16 protein-coding genes and 1 tRNA gene are annotated in these 19531 nt (G+C 65.9%); 14 read left to right on the top strand and 3 right to left on the bottom strand.

Going from position 1 to position 19531, the window contains the following annotated elements:
• The first annotated feature begins 26 nt into the window (after positions 1-26).
• From ACK4FK_RS11215 to ACK4FK_RS11270, 12 genes are all read left to right on the top strand, one after another.
• Positions 27-902: an FAD binding domain-containing protein gene (locus tag ACK4FK_RS11215; protein WP_409745046.1), complete on the top strand. Its 876-nt coding sequence runs from the start codon at positions 27-29 to the stop codon at positions 900-902.
• A 6-nt stretch (positions 903-908) separates the two neighbouring features.
• Positions 909-3635, top strand: a complete 2727-nt coding sequence (locus ACK4FK_RS11220; RefSeq protein WP_409745047.1) for a molybdopterin-dependent oxidoreductase — start codon at positions 909-911, stop codon at positions 3633-3635.
• Positions 3636-3651: 16 nt separating this feature from the next.
• Positions 3652-5145: a 6-hydroxynicotinate reductase gene (locus tag ACK4FK_RS11225; RefSeq protein ID WP_409745048.1), complete on the top strand. Its 1494-nt coding sequence runs from the start codon at positions 3652-3654 to the stop codon at positions 5143-5145.
• Positions 5142-6029 (top strand): UPF0280 family protein, encoded by an 888-nt coding sequence (locus ACK4FK_RS11230; RefSeq protein ID WP_409745049.1) that lies wholly within the window; start codon positions 5142-5144, stop codon positions 6027-6029. Before ACK4FK_RS11225 ends, ACK4FK_RS11230 begins: the two co-directional genes overlap by 4 nt.
• A 4-nt stretch (positions 6030-6033) precedes the next feature.
• Positions 6034-6618 carry an amino acid synthesis family protein gene (locus tag ACK4FK_RS11235; RefSeq protein WP_409745050.1) on the top strand — a complete coding sequence of 195 codons (585 nt, stop codon included), beginning with the start codon at positions 6034-6036 and terminating at the stop codon, positions 6616-6618.
• A gap of 72 nt (positions 6619-6690) precedes the next feature.
• A complete protein-coding gene (locus ACK4FK_RS11240; protein WP_409745051.1) occupies positions 6691-7902 on the top strand; it encodes an ABC transporter substrate-binding protein in 1212 nt (403 codons plus the stop codon).
• 103 nt (positions 7903-8005) lie between these two features.
• Positions 8006-9907: an ABC transporter permease gene (locus tag ACK4FK_RS11245; protein WP_409745052.1), complete on the top strand. Its 1902-nt coding sequence runs from the start codon at positions 8006-8008 to the stop codon at positions 9905-9907.
• Positions 9904-10668 (top strand): ABC transporter ATP-binding protein, encoded by a 765-nt coding sequence (locus ACK4FK_RS11250; RefSeq protein WP_409745053.1) that lies wholly within the window; start codon positions 9904-9906, stop codon positions 10666-10668. The genes ACK4FK_RS11245 and ACK4FK_RS11250 overlap by 4 nt, the downstream gene beginning before the upstream one ends.
• Position 10669: 1 nt before the next feature.
• A complete protein-coding gene (locus tag ACK4FK_RS11255; protein WP_409745054.1) occupies positions 10670-11371 on the top strand; it encodes an ABC transporter ATP-binding protein in 702 nt (233 codons plus the stop codon).
• A 10-nt stretch (positions 11372-11381) separates the two neighbouring features.
• Positions 11382-13424: a hydantoinase/oxoprolinase family protein gene (locus ACK4FK_RS11260; protein WP_409745055.1), complete on the top strand. Its 2043-nt coding sequence runs from the start codon at positions 11382-11384 to the stop codon at positions 13422-13424.
• Positions 13425-13434: 10 nt separating this feature from the next.
• Complete coding sequence (locus ACK4FK_RS11265; RefSeq protein ID WP_409745056.1) at positions 13435-15159, top strand: hydantoinase B/oxoprolinase family protein; 1725 nt, start codon at positions 13435-13437, stop codon at positions 15157-15159.
• 3 nt (positions 15160-15162) lie between these two features.
• Positions 15163-15957 carry a hypothetical protein gene (locus tag ACK4FK_RS11270; protein ID WP_409745057.1) on the top strand — a complete coding sequence of 265 codons (795 nt, stop codon included), beginning with the start codon at positions 15163-15165 and terminating at the stop codon, positions 15955-15957.
• Here the strand turns inward: ACK4FK_RS11270 and ACK4FK_RS11275 are convergent, their stop codons facing one another.
• Positions 15958-16452 (bottom strand): hypothetical protein, encoded by a 495-nt coding sequence (locus tag ACK4FK_RS11275; protein WP_409745058.1) that lies wholly within the window; start codon positions 16450-16452, stop codon positions 15958-15960. It abuts the gene before it with no gap.
• A 163-nt stretch (positions 16453-16615) separates the two neighbouring features.
• On the opposite strand from ACK4FK_RS11275, the gene ACK4FK_RS11280 reads away from it, so the two are divergent.
• Positions 16616-16692 (top strand) — tRNA-His (locus ACK4FK_RS11280).
• A 124-nt stretch (positions 16693-16816) separates the two neighbouring features.
• Here the strand turns inward: ACK4FK_RS11280 and ACK4FK_RS11285 are convergent.
• Positions 16817-17698, bottom strand: coding sequence for a sulfurtransferase (locus tag ACK4FK_RS11285; RefSeq protein WP_409745059.1), 882 nt, complete (start codon positions 17696-17698; stop codon positions 16817-16819).
• Between the two features lie 177 nt (positions 17699-17875).
• On the bottom strand, positions 17876-18337 hold the full coding sequence (locus ACK4FK_RS11290; protein ID WP_409745060.1) for a DUF2147 domain-containing protein: 462 nt from the start codon (positions 18335-18337) through the stop codon (positions 17876-17878).
• Between the two features lie 96 nt (positions 18338-18433).
• Here ACK4FK_RS11290 and ACK4FK_RS11295 point away from each other — a divergent pair, with 96 nt between their 5' ends.
• On the top strand, positions 18434-19528 hold the full coding sequence (locus tag ACK4FK_RS11295; protein ID WP_409745061.1) for an FIST C-terminal domain-containing protein: 1095 nt from the start codon (positions 18434-18436) through the stop codon (positions 19526-19528).
• The last annotated feature ends 3 nt before the right edge of the window (positions 19529-19531 follow it).

The following is a 19531-nucleotide window of genomic DNA, read 5'->3' on the forward strand; positions in this document are numbered from 1 at the left end:
ATGCCAGCGGGGAGGCCCCAAGTCCAATGGCGTCGTATGTGCGTCCAACGAGTCTGGAGGAGGCGCTTGCCCACTTGAGCGGCGCCCATGCCCGTGCGGCCCAGGGCGGCACGGCCTTGCCGGTGATTCTGGCCGGTGGCACCGATTTCTATCCCGCCCGCGTCGGTCGCGCGCTGGACGAGGATGTGCTGGACGTTACCGCCATCCCCTATCTGCAGGGCATCAGCGAAACCGACGAGGGCTGGCGCATCGGCGCCGCCACCACCTGGAGCGCGGTGGCCAAGGCCGACCTGCCGCCATTGTTCGACGCCCTGCGCCGGGCGGCGCGCCAGATCGGCGGCGCGCAGATCCAGAATGCCGGCACGGTGGCTGGCAACCTGTGCAATGCCTCGCCGGCGGCCGACGGCGTGCCGCCATTGCTGGCGATGCGGGCAAAAGTGGAAATCCATGGCCCGGCGGGGCGCCGCGAAATGCCGGTGGGCGAGTTCATCGCCGGCAACCGCCGCACGATGCTGAAGTCCGGCGAACTGGTCTCTGCCGTGCTGGTCCCGCGCCCGAAAAAGCAGGCGCGCAGCGTGTTCCTCAAGCTGGGCGCGCGCGAATACTTGGTGATCTCGATCGCCATGGTCGCGGTGGTGCTGGAAACCGAGGGCGGCGTGGTGTCGGGCGCCAGTGTCGCGGTCGGTGCCTGCTCGGCGGTGGCGCAGCGCCTGCCGTTCCTGGAATCCGAACTGATTGGCCGCCGGCTGAATGACGCGCTGGCCAATCGCGTGAAGCCGGCGCATTTCGACGCGCTTTCGCCGATCGACGACATCCGCGCCAGTGCCGCCTATCGCCGCGAGGCCGCGCAGACGCTGGTACGCCGCGCACTCGCCGTGCTGGGCAAGCAGAGGGAGAACTGAGGGCAGATGCGTCTGATCGTCAACGGAAAGCAGCACACCTATCACGGCTCCCCGCTGAAGCGCCTGAGCGATGTGCTGCGCGACGATTTCGGCCTGACCGGCACGAAGGTCGGCTGCAACGCCGGCGATTGCGGCGCCTGCACGGTGATGCTGGCGGGCAAGCAGGTCTGTTCCTGCCTGACCCCGGTCGGGCAGGCGGTCGGCCAGCCGGTGGTGACGGTGGAGGGCCTGAAGGCCCATGGCGCCCTGTCGCGCCTGCAGCGCGCCTTCCTGAAGCACGGCGCCGCGCAGTGCGGCATCTGCACGCCCGGCATGCTGATGGCGGCGACCGACCTGCTGGCCGAGACGGCGCGGCCGAGCGAACAGCAGGTGGCCGATGCCATCGGCGGCGTGCTGTGCCGCTGCACCGGTTATCGCAAGATCGTCGAGGCCGTGCTGGATGCTTCCCGCACCCCCGACCTGCCGCCGCAGCCCGAACTGGGCCAGGCCGTTGGCGCGCGCAGCGTGAAGGTCGACGGCCAGGCCAAGGTGGAGGGCACCGAGAAATACGGTGCCGACTATATCCCACAGGATGCCCTGTGGCTGCGCGTGATCCGCAGCCCGCATGCCCGCGCCAGCTTCACGCTCGGCGATTTTTCGGATGCGATCCGCAAATACGGCCTGGCGCGGGTATTTACGGCCGCCGACGTGCCGCGCAACGGTTTCGCCATCTTCGATGCCAAGGACCAGCCCGTGCTGGCCGACGGTCAGGTGCGCTATCGTGGCGAGGCGGTGGTGGCGCTGGTGGGGCCGCGCGATGCCGTGGAGGCCGTGAAGGCCGAAGAGCTGCCGATCCGGTATGTTCCCGAGGAGCCGGTGGTCGGCGTGATTGCGGCCGCAGCGGAAGGCGCCAAGCTGGTGCAGGCCGACAAGCCTGGCAATGTGCTGATCCGCGGCAACGTCGCCAAGGGCGATGTCGAACAGGGCTTCGCCCAGGCCGCCGCCATCGTGGAAGGCCAGTTCCAGACCAGCTTCGTCGAGCATGCCTACATCGAGCCGGAAGCCGGCTGGGCGATCCGCAAGGGCGACCGCATCGAAATCCATGCCACCACCCAGGCGCCCTACATGGACCGCGACGAGGTGGCGAGCGTGATGCAGTTGCCGCCCGACCGCGTGCGCGTGGTGCCCACGGCCTGCGGCGGCGGCTTCGGCGGCAAGCTGGATGTGTCGGTGCAGCCGCTGATCGCCCTGGCGGCCTGGAACCTCGATCGGCCGGTGGCCTGTGTCTACACGCGCCCGGAAAGCATGGCTTCCAGCACCAAGCGCCATCCGGCGCGCATCAAGGCGAAATTCGGCGCGGCGAAGGACGGCAGGCTGGTGGCCGTGGAGACCCATGCCGATTTCGATACCGGCGCCTATGCAAGCTGGGGGCCCACGGTGGCCAACCGCGTGCCGGTGCATGCCAGCGGGCCGTATCTGGTGCCGCATGTGAGGAACCGCAGTTGCGCGCTGTTCACGAATGCGCCGCCCTCGGGCGCCTTCCGCGGCTTCGGCGTGCCGCAGGCCGCCATCGCCCACGAAACCCTGATGGACGACCTCGCCGAAAGGCTGAAGATCGACCGGCTGGAAATCCGCCACCGCAACGCGCTGCGTGCCGGCGATCTCACCGCCACCAGTCACAGGCTGGAGCATTCCGCCGGCCTGGCCGCCTGCATCGATGCCCTGCGGCCGCAGTGGCAGGCCCTGAAAGCCGAGGCCGAAGCCTTCAACGCCCGCCGCAAGGGCGTGCGGCGCGGGGTGGGTATCGGCTGCATGTGGTATGGCCTGGGCAATACCTCGATCTCGAATCCGTCCACCATGCGGATCGCGCTACGCGCCGATGGCCGCGTGTTCTTCTACAATGGTGCCGTCGATATCGGGCAGGGTTCGAACACCATCTTCGTGCAGATCCTGGCGGATGCGCTGGGCGTGACGATGGACCGCATCGACTACGTGATGGGCGATACCGATCGCACGGAGGATGCCGGCAAGACCTCGGCCTCGCGCCAGACCTTCGTCTCGGGCAAGGCGGTGGAACTCGCCGCCCGCGACCTGCGGGGACAGATCCTGCGGCTGGCCAATGCCGGCGATAATGCCACGCTGAAATTCGATGGCGCCGCGCTGAGCGTGGACGACGGCGGCGTGGTCCGCCGCATCGACCTGGCCGCCCTGTCGCGCCTGAACGACGATGGCGACGTGCTGGTGGGGCAGGGCCGGTTTGATCCGCCCACCACCATGCTGGACGCCAATGGCCAGGGCGTGCCTTATGCCACCTATGGCTTTGCCGCGCAGATGGCGCTGGTCGAGGTCGATACCGAACTCGCCACCGTGAAGGTGAAGAAGATCATCGCCGCGCATGATGTGGGCAAGGCGGTGAACCCCACCCAGGTGGAAGGTCAGATCCATGGCGGCATCGCGCAGGGCCTGGGGCTGGCGCTGATGGAGGAATACCTGCCGGGCCGCACAGAGAACCTGCACGACTACCTGATCCCCACCGTGGGCGACGTGCCGGAGATCGAGGTGCTGATGATCGAGGATGCCGAGCCGCTCGGCCCCTTCGGCGCCAAGGGCGTGGGCGAACCGGGCCTGGTGGCCACAGCGCCGGCGATCCTGGGCGCGATCCGCCACGCCACCGGCGTACGCGTCACCGAGGTGCCGGTGCTGCCGCATCGCCTGCATGCAGCACTGAAAAGCCTGCCGCAGGCGGCAGAGTGAAGCGAGGAGGGCAGCCATGACCGCCGTTGCCACTGCCGAAGCCGTCAAGGATGATGTCGTCCGCTGCGACGCCTGTCCGGTCCTGTGCCGCATCCGCCCGGGCAAGGCCGGCGCCTGCGACCGTTATGCCAATGTCGAAGGCGTGCTCACTCGCGTCGATCCGCTGATCGTTACCGAACGCGCGCTGGCCCAGGGAGGCAGCGTCACTCCCTTCCTGTCCGGCAGCGAGGGCTGGAACGGCTCGGTCGCCGCACCGCCTCCCGCCGCTTTCGTCACCGGCGTCGGCGCCGGCACCACCTATCCCGATTACAAGCCGGCGCCCTTCATCGTCGCCTCGCAGCATGACGGCGTCGACATGGTGACCGTGGTGACCGAAGGCATATTCAGCTATTGCGGCGTGAAGGTGAAGATCGACACCGACCGCTATCTCGGCGCCGAACAGGCCGCCGTGCGGGTGAATGGCGAGGCCATCGGCCATGTCACCACCACCGAATACGGCTCGCAGATGCTCTCGCTGGGCGGCGTGCATCACCTGACCGGCGGCAGCAAGAAGGAAGGCACCGTCACCTGCGACGCATTGCTGGCTTTGTGCAACAAGCAGGCCGTGACCGTGCAGATCGATGGCGGCGCCGAGGTGGTGATCCAGGCCAACAGGCCGCCCGTGGTGAACGGCAAGCCCGAGGCGCGCATGCGCGTGGGCTGTGGCTCGGCCACCATCGGCATCTTCGCCAAGCAGTGGCTGGGCCATGCTGACGAGGTGATCGTGGTGGACGATCATATCACCGGCGTGCTGACCGAACATCAGGCCGGGCGCTTTCTCGACATGAAGCTGTCGGGCATCCGCGTGCGCGGACGCAAATCGACGCCGGGCCGCTATTTCCAGGTGGCCGAACCGGGCCTGGGCTGGGGCGGCACCAATGTTTCCGACCCGCTTGAGATCATCGAAAGCATCGACCCCAAGGTGGCCTGGCCGGGCATGCGGCTGCTGATGGTTTCCACTACCGGCGAACACAGCGCCTGGTATGTGCTGGACGGAAACCTCCAGCCGCAGCCGGCGGAGATGCCGGCGCCGATCAGGATGGTCGTCGAACGCATTGCCGAGAATTGCGAGCCCTCGCTGTGTACCGTGCTGTTCATGGCCGGCGCCGGCGGCAGCCTGCGTGCGGGCGTGACGGAAAACCCGGTGCGCCTGACGCTGTCGGTCAAGGATCGCCTCACGCGTGTCACCTCGGGCGGTGCGCCGGTCTATGTCTGGCCGGGCGGCGGCATCACCTACATGGTGGATGTGGCGCGCATGCCGGACAACTCCTTCGGCTACGTGCCGACTCCAGCGCTGGTGGCCCCGATCGAGTTCACTCTGCGGCGCGACGATTATGCGGCGCTGGGCGGCCATACGGATTATGTGGTGCAGCTTGACGACGTGCTGCAGACCGGCCGGTTGAGCAAGCTGGCCTGGCGACCGGACAATCCCTGGCCGATCACCCGGCCCACCGCCGAGGAACAGCCGTGATCGGCCAGCCCCCCAGCGCCGTCTGGCTCGCCGGCCGCGATCCGGCCGCGCCGAGACTGCATCTGCAGCACGGGCCGATCGACCTTATCGTCGAGGCCTTTGGCCCGGCCGCCGAACGCCACCGCGCCTATGAACAGGCGGTGACACGCTTCCAGGATATCCTCGGCACGCTGGTGAGCGAATTGCATACCTTGCGCAAACCGCTGAAACATGCCCATCCGCTGCTGCGTGGCCCGGTGGCCCGGCGCATGGCGGCGGCCTGCTGGCCCTATCGTGATGTCTTCATCACGCCGATGGCGGCCGTGGCCGGTTCGGTGGCGGATGAAATCCTGCAGGCGATGCTGGACGATGCCGCATTGAGCAAGGCCTACGTGAACAACGGCGGCGACATTGCCTTCCACCTGGCATCCGGGGAGTCATTACGCGCCGCCGTGGTCTGCAATCCCGAGTTGCCGCATCTGGATGCGGTTGCGACCCTGTTGGCCGATCAACCATCGCGTGGGATCGCCACATCCGGTTGGCGCGGTCGTTCGTTCTCGCGTGGCATTGCAGATGCCGTCACCATACTGGCGCCGAATGCCGCGATGGCTGACGCGGCGGCCACCATCGTCGCCAATGCCGTCGATGTTGATCACCCCGCGATCGAACGCCAGCCTGCCAGGGCTTTGCGCGATGAATCCGATCTGGGTGAAATTCCCGTGACAGTGAACGTAGGTACACTGCCGTTTTTTGCCGTGGACGAGGCCTTGTCGGCGGGTCAGCGCCGCGCGCAGGATTTGCGCCGCGCTGGCCTGATTCACGCGGCATTCCTCTCGCTGCAGGGCGAGCATCGCAGTATCGGCGGCGAGGCGCTGCTGAGCAGTGAACGAAAGGCAATGGGGTAGGGGCATGGTATCGGTCGAGGTCCGCAGGATCGTCTGCATTACCGACGAAATTTTCCACGACGGTGGCGCGAAGGTTGCCAGGCCGCCGCGGCGCGGCGTGATCGGAGCGCTGGTGAAGAATCCCTATGCCGGCCGGTATGTCGAGGACATCACGCCGATGATGGAGGCATTGAAGCCCGTCGGGGTCGAACTGACGCGCCGGCTGGTGGCCGCACTGGGCGGCAATCCGAAAGAAATCCAGGCTTATGGCAAGGGCGCCATCGTCGGTGCCGGCGGCGAACTGGAGCATGGCGCGTTGTGGCACGTGCCCGGCGGCTATTCGATGCGCGAAGTGCTGGGCAACGCCAAGGCCATCGTGCCGTCGACCACCAAGCTGGCAGGCGTGGGCAGCCGCATCGACATTCCGCTGCATCACATCAATGCCGCCTATGTGCGGAGTCATTTCGATGCCATCGAATTCTGCGCGCCCGACGGGCCGCGCGACAACGAGATCGCGTTCATCCTGGCCATGAGCACGGGCGGACGCGTGCATGCCCGCGTCGGCGGCCTGCAGGTCCACGAGATCAAGGGCGAGGACGGGCAGCGATAGGGGCTGAAAACAGAGCGATTAGCGTACCCGCGTTTCGGGGGATCCACAGAACTATCACCAAGGAGGCAGATTATGGATCGCAGGACCTGGTTGAAGTGGAGTGCAGCGTTCGGTGTCGCAGTGGCGGGTCTGATGGGGAATGGCGCTCAGGCGCAGGACACCATCAAGATCGGCGAAATGAATTCCTACAAGAATTTCGCCGCCTTCCTCGAGCCCTACAAGAAGGGCTGGGAACTGGCGGTTGAGCAGGTGAATGCCAGCGGCGGTCTGCTGGGCAAGAAGCTGGAGATCGTCAGCCGCGACGATAACGGCCAGCCCGGCGACGCCGTGCGCATCGCCGAGGAACTGGTGACGCGCGAAAAGGTGTCCTTCCTGATCGGCACCTTCCCCTCCCATGTCGGCCTGGCGGTGGCCAGCTTCGCCAAGGAGAAGAAGGTTCTCTTCATTGCCGCCGAGCCGCTGACCGACAAGATCGTCTGGGACCAGGGCAACAAGTATACCTTCCGCCTGCGCGCCTCGACCTATATGCAGACGGCCATGCTGGTGCCGGAAGCAGCCAAGCTGAAGAAAAAGCGCTGGGCCATCGTCTATCCGAACTACGAATACGGCCAGTCGGCCACGGCTGCCTTCAAGAAGCTGATGAAGGAAGCCCAGCCGGACGTCGAATTCGTGATCGAGCAGGCGCCGCCGCTGGGCAAGATCGAAGCCGGCGCGGTGGCCGATGCCATTGCCGCCGCCAAGCCCGACGCGATCTTCTCCTCGCTATTCGGCCCGGATCTGGCCAAGTTCGTGCGCGAAGGCCAGACCCGCGACCTGTTCAAGGGCGTCGAGGTGTTCAACCTGCTGGCCGGCGAGCCGGAATATCTCGACCCGCTGAAGGACGAAGCCCCGGTTGGCTGGTGGGTCACCGGCTATCCCTGGTATGCCATCAACACGCCGGAGCATAAGGCGTTCGCCGATGCCTACCAGAAGAAGTTCAACGACTATCCGCGCCTGGGGTCCATCGTCGGCTATGCCACCGTGCAGTCTGCGGCGGCAGTGATCAAGAAGGCGGGCTCGCTGGACACCGAGAAGCTGGTGGCGGCGATGAAGGGCCTGACCCACTCCACGCCGCTGGGCAACATCACCTATCGCCCGCAGGACCATCAGTCGACCATGGGTGCCTATGTCGGCAAGATCGGCCTGAAGGACGGCAAGGGCATCATGACCGACTGGTATTATGCTGACGGCGCCAAGTTCCTGCCGTCAGATGCCGATGTCGCCAAGATGCGCCCTGCTGACTAGGCGGCCGAATAAGCCATCGCGTGAAGTCCGCCCCCTGCCCATGCCGTCAGGCTGAGGGCAGGGGGCATCCTCTCCCTTCCATTCCTATTCGCGGGTCGCGGCCTTGCTTGCCAATATCGTCATCCAGTTCATGAACGGCCTTGCCGGCGCATCGTCCCTGTTCCTGGTGGCGGCCGGCCTATCGATCATCTTCGGCGTGAGCCGGATCGTGAATTTCGCCCATGGCTCGCTCTATATGCTGGGCGTCTATCTGGCCTATACGCTGGTGGAATTCTTTGGCCGTACTTCGATCTTCGGCTTCTGGGGCGGCGTGCTCGGCGCCGCCATCGCCGTCGGCCTGATCGGCGTCGTGATCGAGGTGGTGGTGTTGCGCCGCATCTACCGCGCGCCTGAATTGTTCCAGCTGCTGGCCACATTCGCGCTGGTGCTGGTGATCAAGGATGCGGCCCTCTACATTTGGGGTGCCGAGGATCTGGTCGGCCCACGTGCCGCGGGCCTGCGCGGAGCGGTCGATATTTTCGGCAAGCGCTTCCCGCAATACGACCTGGTGCTGATCGCCATCGGACCGGTGGTGCTTGGCCTGCTGTGGCTGTTGATGAACCGCACGCGGTGGGGCACGCTGGTGCGCGCCGCCACGCAGGATCGCGAGATGGTCGGCGCGCTGGGCGTGAACCAGAGCGGCCTGTTCACCAGCGTGTTTTTCCTCGGTGCCTTCCTTGCCGGCCTGGGCGGCGCGGTACAGCTGCCGCGCGAACCGGCCCAGCTCATGCTCGACATCACCGTGATCTCGGACGCCTTCGTCGTGGTGGTGGTGGGCGGCATGGGCTCGATCGGCGGCGCCTTCCTGGCCGCCCTGCTGATTGCCCAGGCCAAAGCCTTCTGCATTGGTATCGGCGACGTTTCGATATTCGGCACCACGCTGTCCTTCACCAAGTTCACCCTGGTGGTCGAGTTCGTCATCATGGCCATCGTGCTGGTGGTGCGCCCGCTTGGCCTGCTTGGCAAGCCGCAGGGAGCCCAGCGCGGCGCCGCCACTGTCGAACCGCCGCTCTATCCGCTCAGCCGGCCGTTCTGGCTGGCCGTGCTCGGCCTTGTCGCGCTGCTGGCGCTGATGCCCCTGGGCCGCGACGACTACATGCTGGTGCTGCTGATCGACATCGCGGTATTCGCCGTTTTTGCCGTCACGCTGCATTTCCTGATGGGACCGGCCGGCATGGTGTCGTTCGGCCATGCCGCCTATTTTGGCCTGGGTTGCTACGGAGCGGCATTGGCATTGCTGAAACTCAAGCTGCCGATGGAACTGGCGCTGCTGGCGGCCCCGGCGCTGTCGGGCCTTGGCGCGCTGATCTTCGGCTGGTTCTGCGTGCGGCTGTCCGGCGTCTATCTCGCCATGCTCACACTGGCCTTTGCCCAGATCGCCTGGTCGGTGATCTATCAGTGGGATGCCTTCACCGGCGGGTCGAATGGCCTGATCGGCCTGTGGCCCAGCGAATGGCTGAAGGATCGCACCGCATTCTACTTCTTCGCCCTGGCCATCTGCGCCGCCAGCATCGTCTTCCTCTGGCGTGTGGTGCATGCCCCGTTTGGCTACGTTTTGCGCGCCGGACGCGATTCCACCCTGCGCGCCGATGCCATCGGCATCGACGTGCGGCGGTTCCAGTGGTTCGGGTTCATCCTGGCAGGCACCTTCGCAGGCCTGGCCGGCGGCCTGTTCGCCTTCTCCAAGGGCAGCATCTCGCCCGAAACGCTGGCCGTGTCGCGCTCGGTCGACGGACTGGTGATGGTGCTGCTGGGCGGCGTGCAGACCCTGACCGGCCCGGTAGCCGGTGCCGCCGTCTTCACCTGGCTGCAGGATTCGATCGCGCGCAACACCGAATACTGGCGCGCCATCCTCGGCCTGACGATCCTGATGATCGTGCTGGCCTTCCCGCAGGGCATCGCCGGGTTCATCAAGCAGGCGACGACCCGATTTACCAGCATGCGTGAACGGGAGGCCGTGCGATGACCGTCCTCTCGGTGAAAGGCTTGCACAAGTCCTTCGGCGGTGTGCAGGCGGTGCAGGATGTCAGCTTTCAGGTCGCCGCCGGCGAGCTGCTGGCCCTGATCGGTCCCAACGGCGCGGGGAAGAGCACCTGCTTCAACATGCTGAACGGCCAGCTCAAGCCCGATACCGGGGAAGTGACCCTGCTGGGTCGCAGCCTGCTCGGCATGGCGCCGCGCCAGATATGGCGCCTGGGCGTAGGCCGTACCTTCCAGATTACCGCCACCTTCAATTCGATGACGGTGCGCGAGAATATCCAGATGGCGCTGCTGTCGTTCCATAACGGCCTGATGTCGTTCTGGCGGCCGGCCAATGCGCAGTATCGCGACGAGGCGATGGTGCTGCTGGACCGCGTCGGCATGGCCGATCAGAGCGAGCGGCCATGCGGCATCCTGGCCTATGGCGACCTCAAGCGCGTCGAACTGGCGATCGCGCTGGCCAACCAGCCCAAACTGCTGCTGATGGACGAGCCGACCGCCGGCATGGCGCCGAGCGAACGCATCGCCCTGATGGACCTGACGGCCAGGCTGGCGCGGCAGGACGACATCGCCGTGCTGTTCACCGAGCATGACATGGACGTGGTTTTTGCCCAGGCCGACCGGATCATCGTGCTCAATCGCGGCCGTCTGATCGCCGAGGGCAGCCCCGCCGAGGTGCGGGCCAATCCGGAGGTGCAAGCCGTGTATCTGGGCTCTGGCGCGGTCTTCGCCGGGGAGGGCCACTGAGATGCTGACGATCGAAGGGCTCAATACCTTTTACGGCCGCGCCCATATCCTGGCCGATCTGTCGTTGCAGGCCAATCCGGGCGAGGTAGTCGTGCTGCTGGGGCGCAATGGCGCCGGCAAGTCCACCACGATGAAGTCGGTGATCGGCATGGTGCCGGCGCAAAGCGGCAGCATCACCTTCGATGGCGCGCGGATAGACCGCATGCCGTCGCATCGCATCGCCCGGCTGGGCCTGGGCTATGTGCCCGAGGAGCGCCGCATCTTCACCGACCTGACGGTGATGGAGAACCTTGCCGTCGGCAAGCAGCCGCCGCGGGAGGGGGCGCCGACCTGGACGCCGGAACGCCTGTTTGAACTGTTCCCCAACCTGGGCCGGATGAAGGATCGTCCCGGCGGTCGCATGTCGGGCGGCGAGCAGCAGATGCTGACCATTGCGCGGACGCTGATGGGCAATCCCCGCCTGATCCTGCTGGACGAACCGTCCGAGGGCCTGGCGCCGGTGATCGTCGAGCAGATGGCGAAAACCATCCTGCAGCTCAAGGACGAGGGCCTGTGCGTGCTGCTGTCGGAGCAGAACCTGCATTTCGCGCAGATGGTGGCCGATCGCGCCTACATCATCGAGAAGGGCCGCATCCGCTATTCCGGCACCATGGCCGAACTCGCGGCCAATGCGGCCGTGCGTGAACAGTATCTTTCGGTGTGAGGGTCGCGTCATGGGTTGGATTGTCGGGATCGATGTCGGCGGCACTTTCACCGATCTGATCGGAATCGAGCCGTCGCTGGGCGCCGTTGCCCTGGCGAAGGTGCCCACCACGCTGGACAACCAGGCCTTCGGCGTGCTCGGTGCGCTGGAAAAGGGCGGCATCGCCCTGCCGCAGGCCGACACCATCGTGCATGGCACCACCACCACCACCAACGCCCTGCTGGAGCGCAAGGTGGCCCGCGTGGGCCTGATCACCACAAAAGGCTTCCGCGACAGCCTGGAGCTTGGCCGCCGCACCCGGCCGCAGGCCTATGGCCTGACCGGCAATTTCGAGCCGCTGGTGCCGCGCCAGTGGCGCCTGGAAGTGCCCGAGCGCATGGATGCCGATGGCGAGGTGGTCGTGCCGCTCGACGAGGCCGCCGTACGCGTCGCCGCCGAGCAGCTCAAGGCCGCCGGCTGCGAGGCCCTGGTGATCCATTTTCTGCACAGCTACATCAACCCGGCGCATGAAAAGCGTGCATTGGAGATCGCAGCCGAGGTGTGGCCGAACGGCTATATCACTGCCGGCCATCAGTTGCTGTCGGAATACCGCGAATACGAACGCGGCACCACGGCCTGCGTGAATGCCAGCGTGCAACCCGTGCTGCATCGTTACATCGAGCGCCTCAACGGCGAGCTGAAGGGCAAGGGCTTCGGCCGCGATCTGCTGGTGATGCAGGGCAATGGCGGCACCATCGCCGCCGGCATCGTGGCCGAGGCTGCCGTGAACACGGTGATGTCCGGTCCGGCCTCGGGCGTGATGGCGGCGGCCTATACCGCGCGCGCCGCGGGCCTGCCCAACGTGATCACCTACGACATGGGCGGCACATCCTCGGATGTGGGCCTCATCCAGGACGGCGTGCCGCAGGTCTCGTCCGAGCTTGAGATCGAATACGCCATGCCGATCCATGTCCCCATGGTGGATGTGCATACCATCGGTGCCGGTGGCGGCTCGATCGCCTTCATCAACGAGGCCGGCATGCTGCAGGTCGGTCCGGAAAGCGCCGGTGCGCGGCCAGGGCCGATCTGTTACGGCCGTGGCGGCACACGGCCGACCATCACCGATGCCAATCTGGTGCTCGGCCGGCTCAATCCCGACGGCCTGCTCGCCGTCGACAGCAAGGTTTCGCTGCAGGATGTGAAGGATGCCATCGACCGCGAGGTCGGCAAGCCGCTGGGGCTGAACACCGACGATGCCGCGGCCGCCATCCTGCGCATCGCCAATGACAAGATGGCCGGTGCGATCCGCATGGTCAGCCTGAGTCGTGGCCACGACCCGCGCGATTTTGCGCTGTTTGCCTTCGGCGGCGCCGGACCGCTGCATGCGGCGGCGCTGGCGCGCGAGCTGGGCATCCCGAAGCTGCTGATCCCGGCGCGGCCAGGCATCACCAATGCCCTGGGCTGTGTGGTGGCCGATCTGCGGCATGATTACGTGCGCACCGTGAACAAGCCGCTGGGCGTGCTGCCCGACGGGCTGGTGGCCGAGGTGCTGGAAGGGCAGATCGCCGAGGGCATGGCGACGCTGGAGCGCGACGGCGTGAAGGTGGAAGAGATGCAGGTGCTGCATTCGGCCGACATGCAGTTCCAGGGCCAGAGCCATCTGCTCACCGTGGCGGTGCCCGACAAGGGCATCACGCGCGAGGCCCTGCAGAAGGCTTTCGAGGAGGCCTATTGGCAGCGCTTCGAGGTGGAACTGCCGGAAATCCGCGCCGTGCTGGTCAATCTCCATACCGCCGTGATCGGCCGGCGGCCGCAGCTTTCGCTGGATCGCCTGCTGGCCGCCGAGCCGGCCAGGGATGTGGCGGGAGCGAAGAAGGGCAGCCGCAAAGTCTGGTATGATGCCGGCGGCTGGCAGGACACGCCGGTCTATGACCGCGAACGGCTGCCGCGCAATGCCGATTTTGCCGGCCCCGCGATCCTGGAGCAGCTCGACACCACGGTGGTGATCGAGCCCGGCAATCGCGTGCATGTCGACAATCTGGGCAACCTGATCGTCGCCGTCAGTGCAGAGTAAGAGGTGGACCATGGCCAAGCCGATTGATCCCGTCACCCTGGTCGTCATCCAGAATGGCCTGCAGCAGGTCTGCAACGAGATGGACCTGGCCTTCTGCCGCGCCGCTTTTTCGCCGGTGATCTCGGAAGCGCTCGACCGCTCCGATGGCATCTATGACGGCGATACCGGCGAACTGATCGCCCAGGGCGAGCTCGGCCTGCCGGTTTTCGTCGGCACCATGCAGTTCTCGACCCAGGCCGTGATCGAGCGCGCACGGAACACGCCGCTGCTGGCGCCCAAGCCCGGCGACGTCTACATCGTCAACGATCCCTATCTGGGCGGCACGCATCTGATGGACGTGCGGTTCGTCAAGCCGTTCTTCTACAAGGGTCGGCTGTTTGCCTGGCTGGCCAATACCGGCCACTGGCCCGATATCGGCGGCATGGTGCCGGGCGGCTTTTCGGCCAATGCCACTGAAGTCGAGCAGGAAGGTCTGCGCCTGCCGCCCGTGAAGCTGTACAAGGAAGGCGTGCTGGACGAGGAAATCCTCTCCATCATCCTCAGCAACATCCGCATCGCCGACCAGCGCATCGGCGACATCAAGGCCCAGGCGGCCGCGCTCGCCATCGGCGAAAAGCGGCTGGCGGCCCTGCTGGACCGTTACGGCGCCGATGTGGTGAAGCAGGCCATCGGCGAGTTGAAACAGCGCGCCAGCCAGCAGATGCGCGCCCGCATCCGCACCATCCCCGATGGTGTCTATCACGGTGAGGCAGTGGTGGATTCCGACGGCGTGGTCGACGAGCCGCTGCTGATCAAGATGAAGGTGGATAAGAGGGGCGAAGAGCTGCATTTCGACATGACGGGCTCCAGTCCGCCCTGTCGCGGCCCGATGAACAGCGTGATCGCCACCACCTATTCATCCATCTATCTCGCCGTGAAGCACATCTTCCCCGATGTGCCGATCAATGCCGGTACCTTCGAGCCGCTGAAGATCACCGATCCGCATGGCACTTTCCTGTATGCCAAATATCCGCGCCCGGTTTCGGGCTGTGCGGCCGAGGTCAGCCAGCGCATTGCCGAGGCTGTCTTCAACGCCCTGGTGCAGGCGATGCCCGACCGGCTGTTCGCCGCGCCGGCCGGCACCTCTGGGAATCTCGCGCTTGGCGGCTACGACCCCAAGCGCGACCGCAGTTACGTGATGTATGTGATCTCGGGCGGCGGCTATGGGGGCTGGCATGGCGGCGACGGCATCAGCAACGGCTGCTCGACCATTGGTATCTCCAAGACCACGCCGATTGAGGTGATGGAGCAGTATTATCCCGTGCTGTTCGAGGAATACTCGCTGCATGAGGGCTCGGGCGGGGCGGGGCAGCATCGCGGCGGCTTCGGCGTCAACTACACGATCCGCCTGCGGCGCGGCGAGGCCCGTGCCTCGATGGTGATGGACCATGGCCGCACCGGGCCGCGCGGCGTGCTGGGCGGCGAGGATGGCGGAATCAACACCGTCTCGGTCGAGTTGCAGCAGCCCGATGGTCCCAAGGTCTATGTACCGCCGCATCTGTCGAAGGACCAGGATATCGAGATCAAGGCCGGCGACCGCCTGCATGTCTCGACGCCGGGCGGCGGCGGCTATGGCGATCCGGCCAAACGCGATCCGGTCCTGATCGCGCGCGATATCGAGCGGGGCTATTACACGCGCGAGCAGATTGCCCAGCGCTTCGGTGTCAAACCGCCGGCGCGGTCGGCCGCCGAATAGGCGATGCTGGCCGAACTTGCCGTCTGGGCCGGGGTGCAGGCCGATCCGGCGGCGCGGCGGCTGGGCTATGCGAAGGCGGCGGTTTCGCTGTGGTCGCGCCGGCGCCGCTGTCACAAGGCATGGTCCGGGCATGAAGCCAACACACGCGATTTCGCGCTGAGTGTGACGCAGGATTGCGAGCGGCGCGACAGGCTGTGGCTGCTCGGCGGCGGCACCCTGGCCGACCTGCCGCTGGCCGAGCTCAGCACGCAGTTCAAGCATGTCCTGGTGTTCGACATCGCCTGGCTTGCCCCGGCGCGACGACTGGCGCGGCAATTCTCCAATGTTGAGCTGCGGCTGGCGGATGTGACCGGGGTGGTTGGGCCCCTGGCGGAATGGCGTGCTTCCCTGCCGCTGCCGATCCCGTCGGCCCGCGCGCTGATCGAACTCGATGACGTGCCGCCGGATTGCGTGTTGTCGCTAAACCTGTTGTCGCAGCTGCCGCTGCTGCCGATGGAGCATGTGCAGAAGCAGGGTGTCAGCCGCACCGGGGCGGAAAGCTTCGGCCGCGCCATCCTGCAGGCGCATCTGGATGGTTTGCGGGCGCTGGCCTGCCCGGTCGGCCTGGTGACGGATGCACGCCGCATCTGGCACAGCCGCGCGGGCGAAGTGATCATGAGCGAGAATGCGTTGCTCGGGCTGGGATTGCCGCCTGCCGAGCGGGAATGGCGCTGGCCGGTGGCGCCGCGCGGCGAGATCGATAACGAAAGCAGCCTTGATATAACCGTGCAGGCGCTGCACTGGCGCAACGAGGCCTGATTACTTCTTCACTTCCTGCACGGATTCGATCACGAAGCCTCGCTCGGGCGGGAATTTGCGCATGATGGTGCGGCGCACTTCGTCATCGTTGGTGGCCTGCAATTCGACGTAATTGATCTCGCCCCATTTATCATCGAGCTGACGATGTTTTTCTCCCATCATGTGGGCGCGGCGCACTTCGGAATTGTAGATGCCGATGCTGAAGGTCTTCACATTCGCCTCGGCCGCCACGGCCTTGCTGGCGAGTTTCTCCAGCTTGGCGACTTCCGCCTCCAGCTCGAATTTCTGCTTGGTCAGTTCCGCGATTTTCTGCTGGGCGGAACGGGTCAGTTTTTCCAGTTCATCCAGGCGCTGGCCGCGGCGCACCACCTCGGCGGCACTCCACTCATAGGCAAGCACCTGCCGCTTATGCTGCGCGATGAGCTGCAGCACGATGAAGGTAGCGCCGGGCACGCCGATCAGCAGGGCGCCCATGATGAGCCAGAAGCTGGTCATATCCTTAGTGTTTAGCGGAGTGTGAAATTCCCGACAAGGTGCTGAAATAGCACCAAAAGTCGGGACACGCCGGGCGGGTATCTGCTGCCTGAGCCTTGGTGGCGGCCGCGGAGGGAAAGCTTGACCGGGAGAGGGGGGCGGTTTAAGAAGCGCCTGCCCTGTGGCGGGGGTAGCTCAGTTGGTTAGAGCACCAGGTTGTGGCCCTGGGGGTCGCGGGTTCAAGTCCCGTTCCTCGCCCCATCGAATTTGAACGGCCGATCAATGACTTAATCATTGATCGGCCGTTTTCGCATGGGCAGCCCCATGCCTCCCGATTTTGCTCGGCCCGGACTGCGCCGCCGCAATTGCCCTAGGGGCAATCCAGCTATTCCGCCGCCGCCGCCAGGGCCGCCGGAGCGGGGAATCCGGTATCGATCGGCAGGGCGGGGTCGCGGGACCATTCATTCCACGAACCGAAATACAGCCGCACATTCTCGATGCCGGCCTCCTTCAGTGCCACCAGGGTGTTCGAGGCGCGGGCACCCTTGAAGCAATACAGCACCACGGGGGTCTTGGCCGAGATGCCGACGGTGGCGCATTCGGCGAGGATTTCCTGTCTGCTCTTGAACATCGGGCCTGAAGCGGTCGGTTTCATCATGCGGTACCACTCGATCCAGACGGCGCGCGGGATGCGGCCCTTGCGCGGGCAGAAATCCTTGCCGTAGGGCGAGGAGCTTTCTCCGATCCACTCGTCGACGTCGCGGGTATCCAGAATGGCGATCTTGGGATCGGCCACGGCGCCCTTCATGCCGTCCAGATCCAGCAGAATGCCCGCATTGGCGGCGCTGAGCGGGAAGGCCTTGGGCACCGGCATCGCCGGATCGGTCGTGACCGGCAACTCGGCAGCCACCCAGCCGGCATAGCCGCCGTGCAGGATCTTGATCTTCGGATAGCCCAGATAGCTGAGCAGCACGTAGCCGCGGCAGGACTGCCCGAAGCCGGAATTCATCGACTGCTCGTAGACCACGGCGGTCTCGGCGCCCGACAGGCCGGCGGCGCCGAACACGGCAGCGAATTTCTCGCGCATCGAAGCCACGCCTTCGGGCGTGGACGTGGCCAGATAGGTGAAGATGTCGTGGATGTTCACCGCGCCGGGCAGATGACCGGCAGCATAAGCCTCCGGACTGCGGGTATCGATCAGCACCACGCCGCCCAGACTGGTCAGGGCGGACAGTTCATTGGGGGAAATCAGCACGCTACCGCTCATGGCAGGCTCCTTCGCTGGAATTGCCGAATAGACGGAACGGTCTATCCAATTCAAGGAGCGTGCCATCCCGAATCCGGCAATGATTCCAATGGCGGGCCATCGGGGCCGGCTGCTGCAATGCTCATGTTTCAGTCAGAAGCCCGGCATCGCCGGGCGAAAACGCGCCAGCGCCGTGCGCTACTCGCGCAGCCAGACCTGTGTGCGACCCAGCAGTGGCGTGCCGATAAAGCCGCGCACCCGCAGCTTGCTGCCCCCCTCGGCCAGGCTGAGCTTCGCGTTGTAGATCTTTCCATTCTTGGGATCGAGGATGGCCCCGCCGGCCCAGTCGCCGCCATCGGGTTTCAGGCCCCACAGGAAGGTCATGCCAATCACCGGCTGGTTCTTCCGCTCGCCCTCGCAGGCCTCGCAGACCGGGTCGGGCTTTTCGTCGGGCCGATAAAAAATCTGCAGGATGCGCCCCTGCAACTCGCCGCTCACCTCTCGGATCTCGACGATGCTGCGAGGCGCATTGGTCTCATCGTCGATGGTCTTCCAGCGGCCGACCGGCAGCGGTTCGGCCGCTGGTGCGGAGGGCGGGACCAGGCCTGCGGCCAGCAGCGACATGGCCGGAGCCGCGATGTACAGGATGGCTTTTTGCATTGCGGTGTTCCTGTCATAAATCATTTTTGTGCCGATCATGCATTCCCGCCCGGGGGCAGTTCATTATAGTGTGAAGCGGCGGCAGAGGAGAAGCGCATGAGCGAACAGACAACAGGTGCGCAATTCCGTCTCGGTGTCGGCGCGTCGGAAGACTGGCGCATGGCGGTGGACGGTTGCCTGCTGCAGCTCATGCCGCTGGGCGAAGCCGCGAATGTCGGCTTCGTCTATGTCAGCGACCGCATGGCCGAGCGCTTGCCGCAGATCCTCAAGCGCCTGAGCGAGGCCACAGGTATCAGCGATATGGTCGGCGCCTGTGGCTACAGCATCGCCGCCGGCGATACCGAGTATTGCGACGAGCCGGTGGTGGCCTGCCTGGTCGGTGCCGTTCCGGAGGGCAGCGCGAAACTCTTCCGCCGGCCCAGCGAGCGGCCGCAGGGCTGGCTGGGCGTGGTGCATGCCGATCCGCAGGTGCCGGCGCTGCCGGAACTGATCGAGGATTTCGCCGAGGCCTGCGGCGCGTATCTGGTCGGCGGGCTGATCGCGGCCCGCGGCCCGCGCCCGCAATGGGCCGGCAGCCTCACCGAGGGCGGCATGTCCGGCATCGTCTTCTCCCAGGCCCAGCCGGTACTCACGGCGCTGACCCAGGGCTGCAGCCAGCTTGGCGACACGCACACCGTCACGGCCGCCGACGGCAACATCATCCTCCAGCTCGATGGCCAGCCAGCCTACAACGTGCTGCGCGACAGCTTCTCGGTGCAGTCGCTGCAGGATCTGCGCAAACTCTCGAACGGCCTGATGGTGGGCCTGCCGGTCAGCGGCGCCGACCGGCCCGATTACCTGGTGCGCAACATCATCGGCATCGATCCCCAGGCGGGCGGCATCGCCATCGGCGCCATGGTGGAGGAGGGCGACCAGTTATTCTTCTGCCGGCGCGACACCGACAGCGCGGCAGCAGACATGGACCGCATGCTGGCCGATCTCAAGCGCCGCTGCGGCGACCGCATGCCGCGCGGCGCGCTATGGTTTTCCTGCATGGCGCGATGCCAGGACCAGTTCGTGCAGGATCCCAGCGAGCTTGCCCGCATCCAGACGGTGTTCCCCGACCTGCCACTGGTAGGCATGTATTGCGGCGGCGAGATCGCCCAGTCGCGGCTCTACGGCTATACCGGCGTGCTGGCGCTGTTCCTCTGACGC

The sequence above is a fragment of the Ferrovibrio sp. genome, assembly GCF_046297895.1.
Lineage (GTDB): Bacteria > Pseudomonadota > Alphaproteobacteria > Ferrovibrionales > Ferrovibrionaceae > Ferrovibrio.

Coding starts and splice junctions, on each gene's coding strand:
- ACK4FK_RS11215 (WP_409745046.1), top strand. CDS start 27: ATGGCGTCGTATGTGCGTCCAACGAGTCTGGAGGAGGCGCTTGCCCAC.
- ACK4FK_RS11220 (WP_409745047.1), top strand. CDS start 909: ATGCGTCTGATCGTCAACGGAAAGCAGCACACCTATCACGGCTCCCCG.
- ACK4FK_RS11225 (WP_409745048.1), top strand. CDS start 3,652: ATGACCGCCGTTGCCACTGCCGAAGCCGTCAAGGATGATGTCGTCCGC.
- ACK4FK_RS11235 (WP_409745050.1), top strand. CDS start 6,034: ATGGTATCGGTCGAGGTCCGCAGGATCGTCTGCATTACCGACGAAATT.
- ACK4FK_RS11240 (WP_409745051.1), top strand. CDS start 6,691: ATGGATCGCAGGACCTGGTTGAAGTGGAGTGCAGCGTTCGGTGTCGCA.
- ACK4FK_RS11250 (WP_409745053.1), top strand. CDS start 9,904: ATGACCGTCCTCTCGGTGAAAGGCTTGCACAAGTCCTTCGGCGGTGTG.
- ACK4FK_RS11255 (WP_409745054.1), top strand. CDS start 10,670: ATGCTGACGATCGAAGGGCTCAATACCTTTTACGGCCGCGCCCATATC.
- ACK4FK_RS11260 (WP_409745055.1), top strand. CDS start 11,382: ATGGGTTGGATTGTCGGGATCGATGTCGGCGGCACTTTCACCGATCTG.
- ACK4FK_RS11265 (WP_409745056.1), top strand. CDS start 13,435: ATGGCCAAGCCGATTGATCCCGTCACCCTGGTCGTCATCCAGAATGGC.
- ACK4FK_RS11270 (WP_409745057.1), top strand. CDS start 15,163: ATGCTGGCCGAACTTGCCGTCTGGGCCGGGGTGCAGGCCGATCCGGCG.
- ACK4FK_RS11275 (WP_409745058.1), bottom strand. CDS start 16,452: ATGACCAGCTTCTGGCTCATCATGGGCGCCCTGCTGATCGGCGTGCCC.
- ACK4FK_RS11285 (WP_409745059.1), bottom strand. CDS start 17,698: ATGAGCGGTAGCGTGCTGATTTCCCCCAATGAACTGTCCGCCCTGACC.
- ACK4FK_RS11290 (WP_409745060.1), bottom strand. CDS start 18,337: ATGCAAAAAGCCATCCTGTACATCGCGGCTCCGGCCATGTCGCTGCTG.
- ACK4FK_RS11295 (WP_409745061.1), top strand. CDS start 18,434: ATGAGCGAACAGACAACAGGTGCGCAATTCCGTCTCGGTGTCGGCGCG.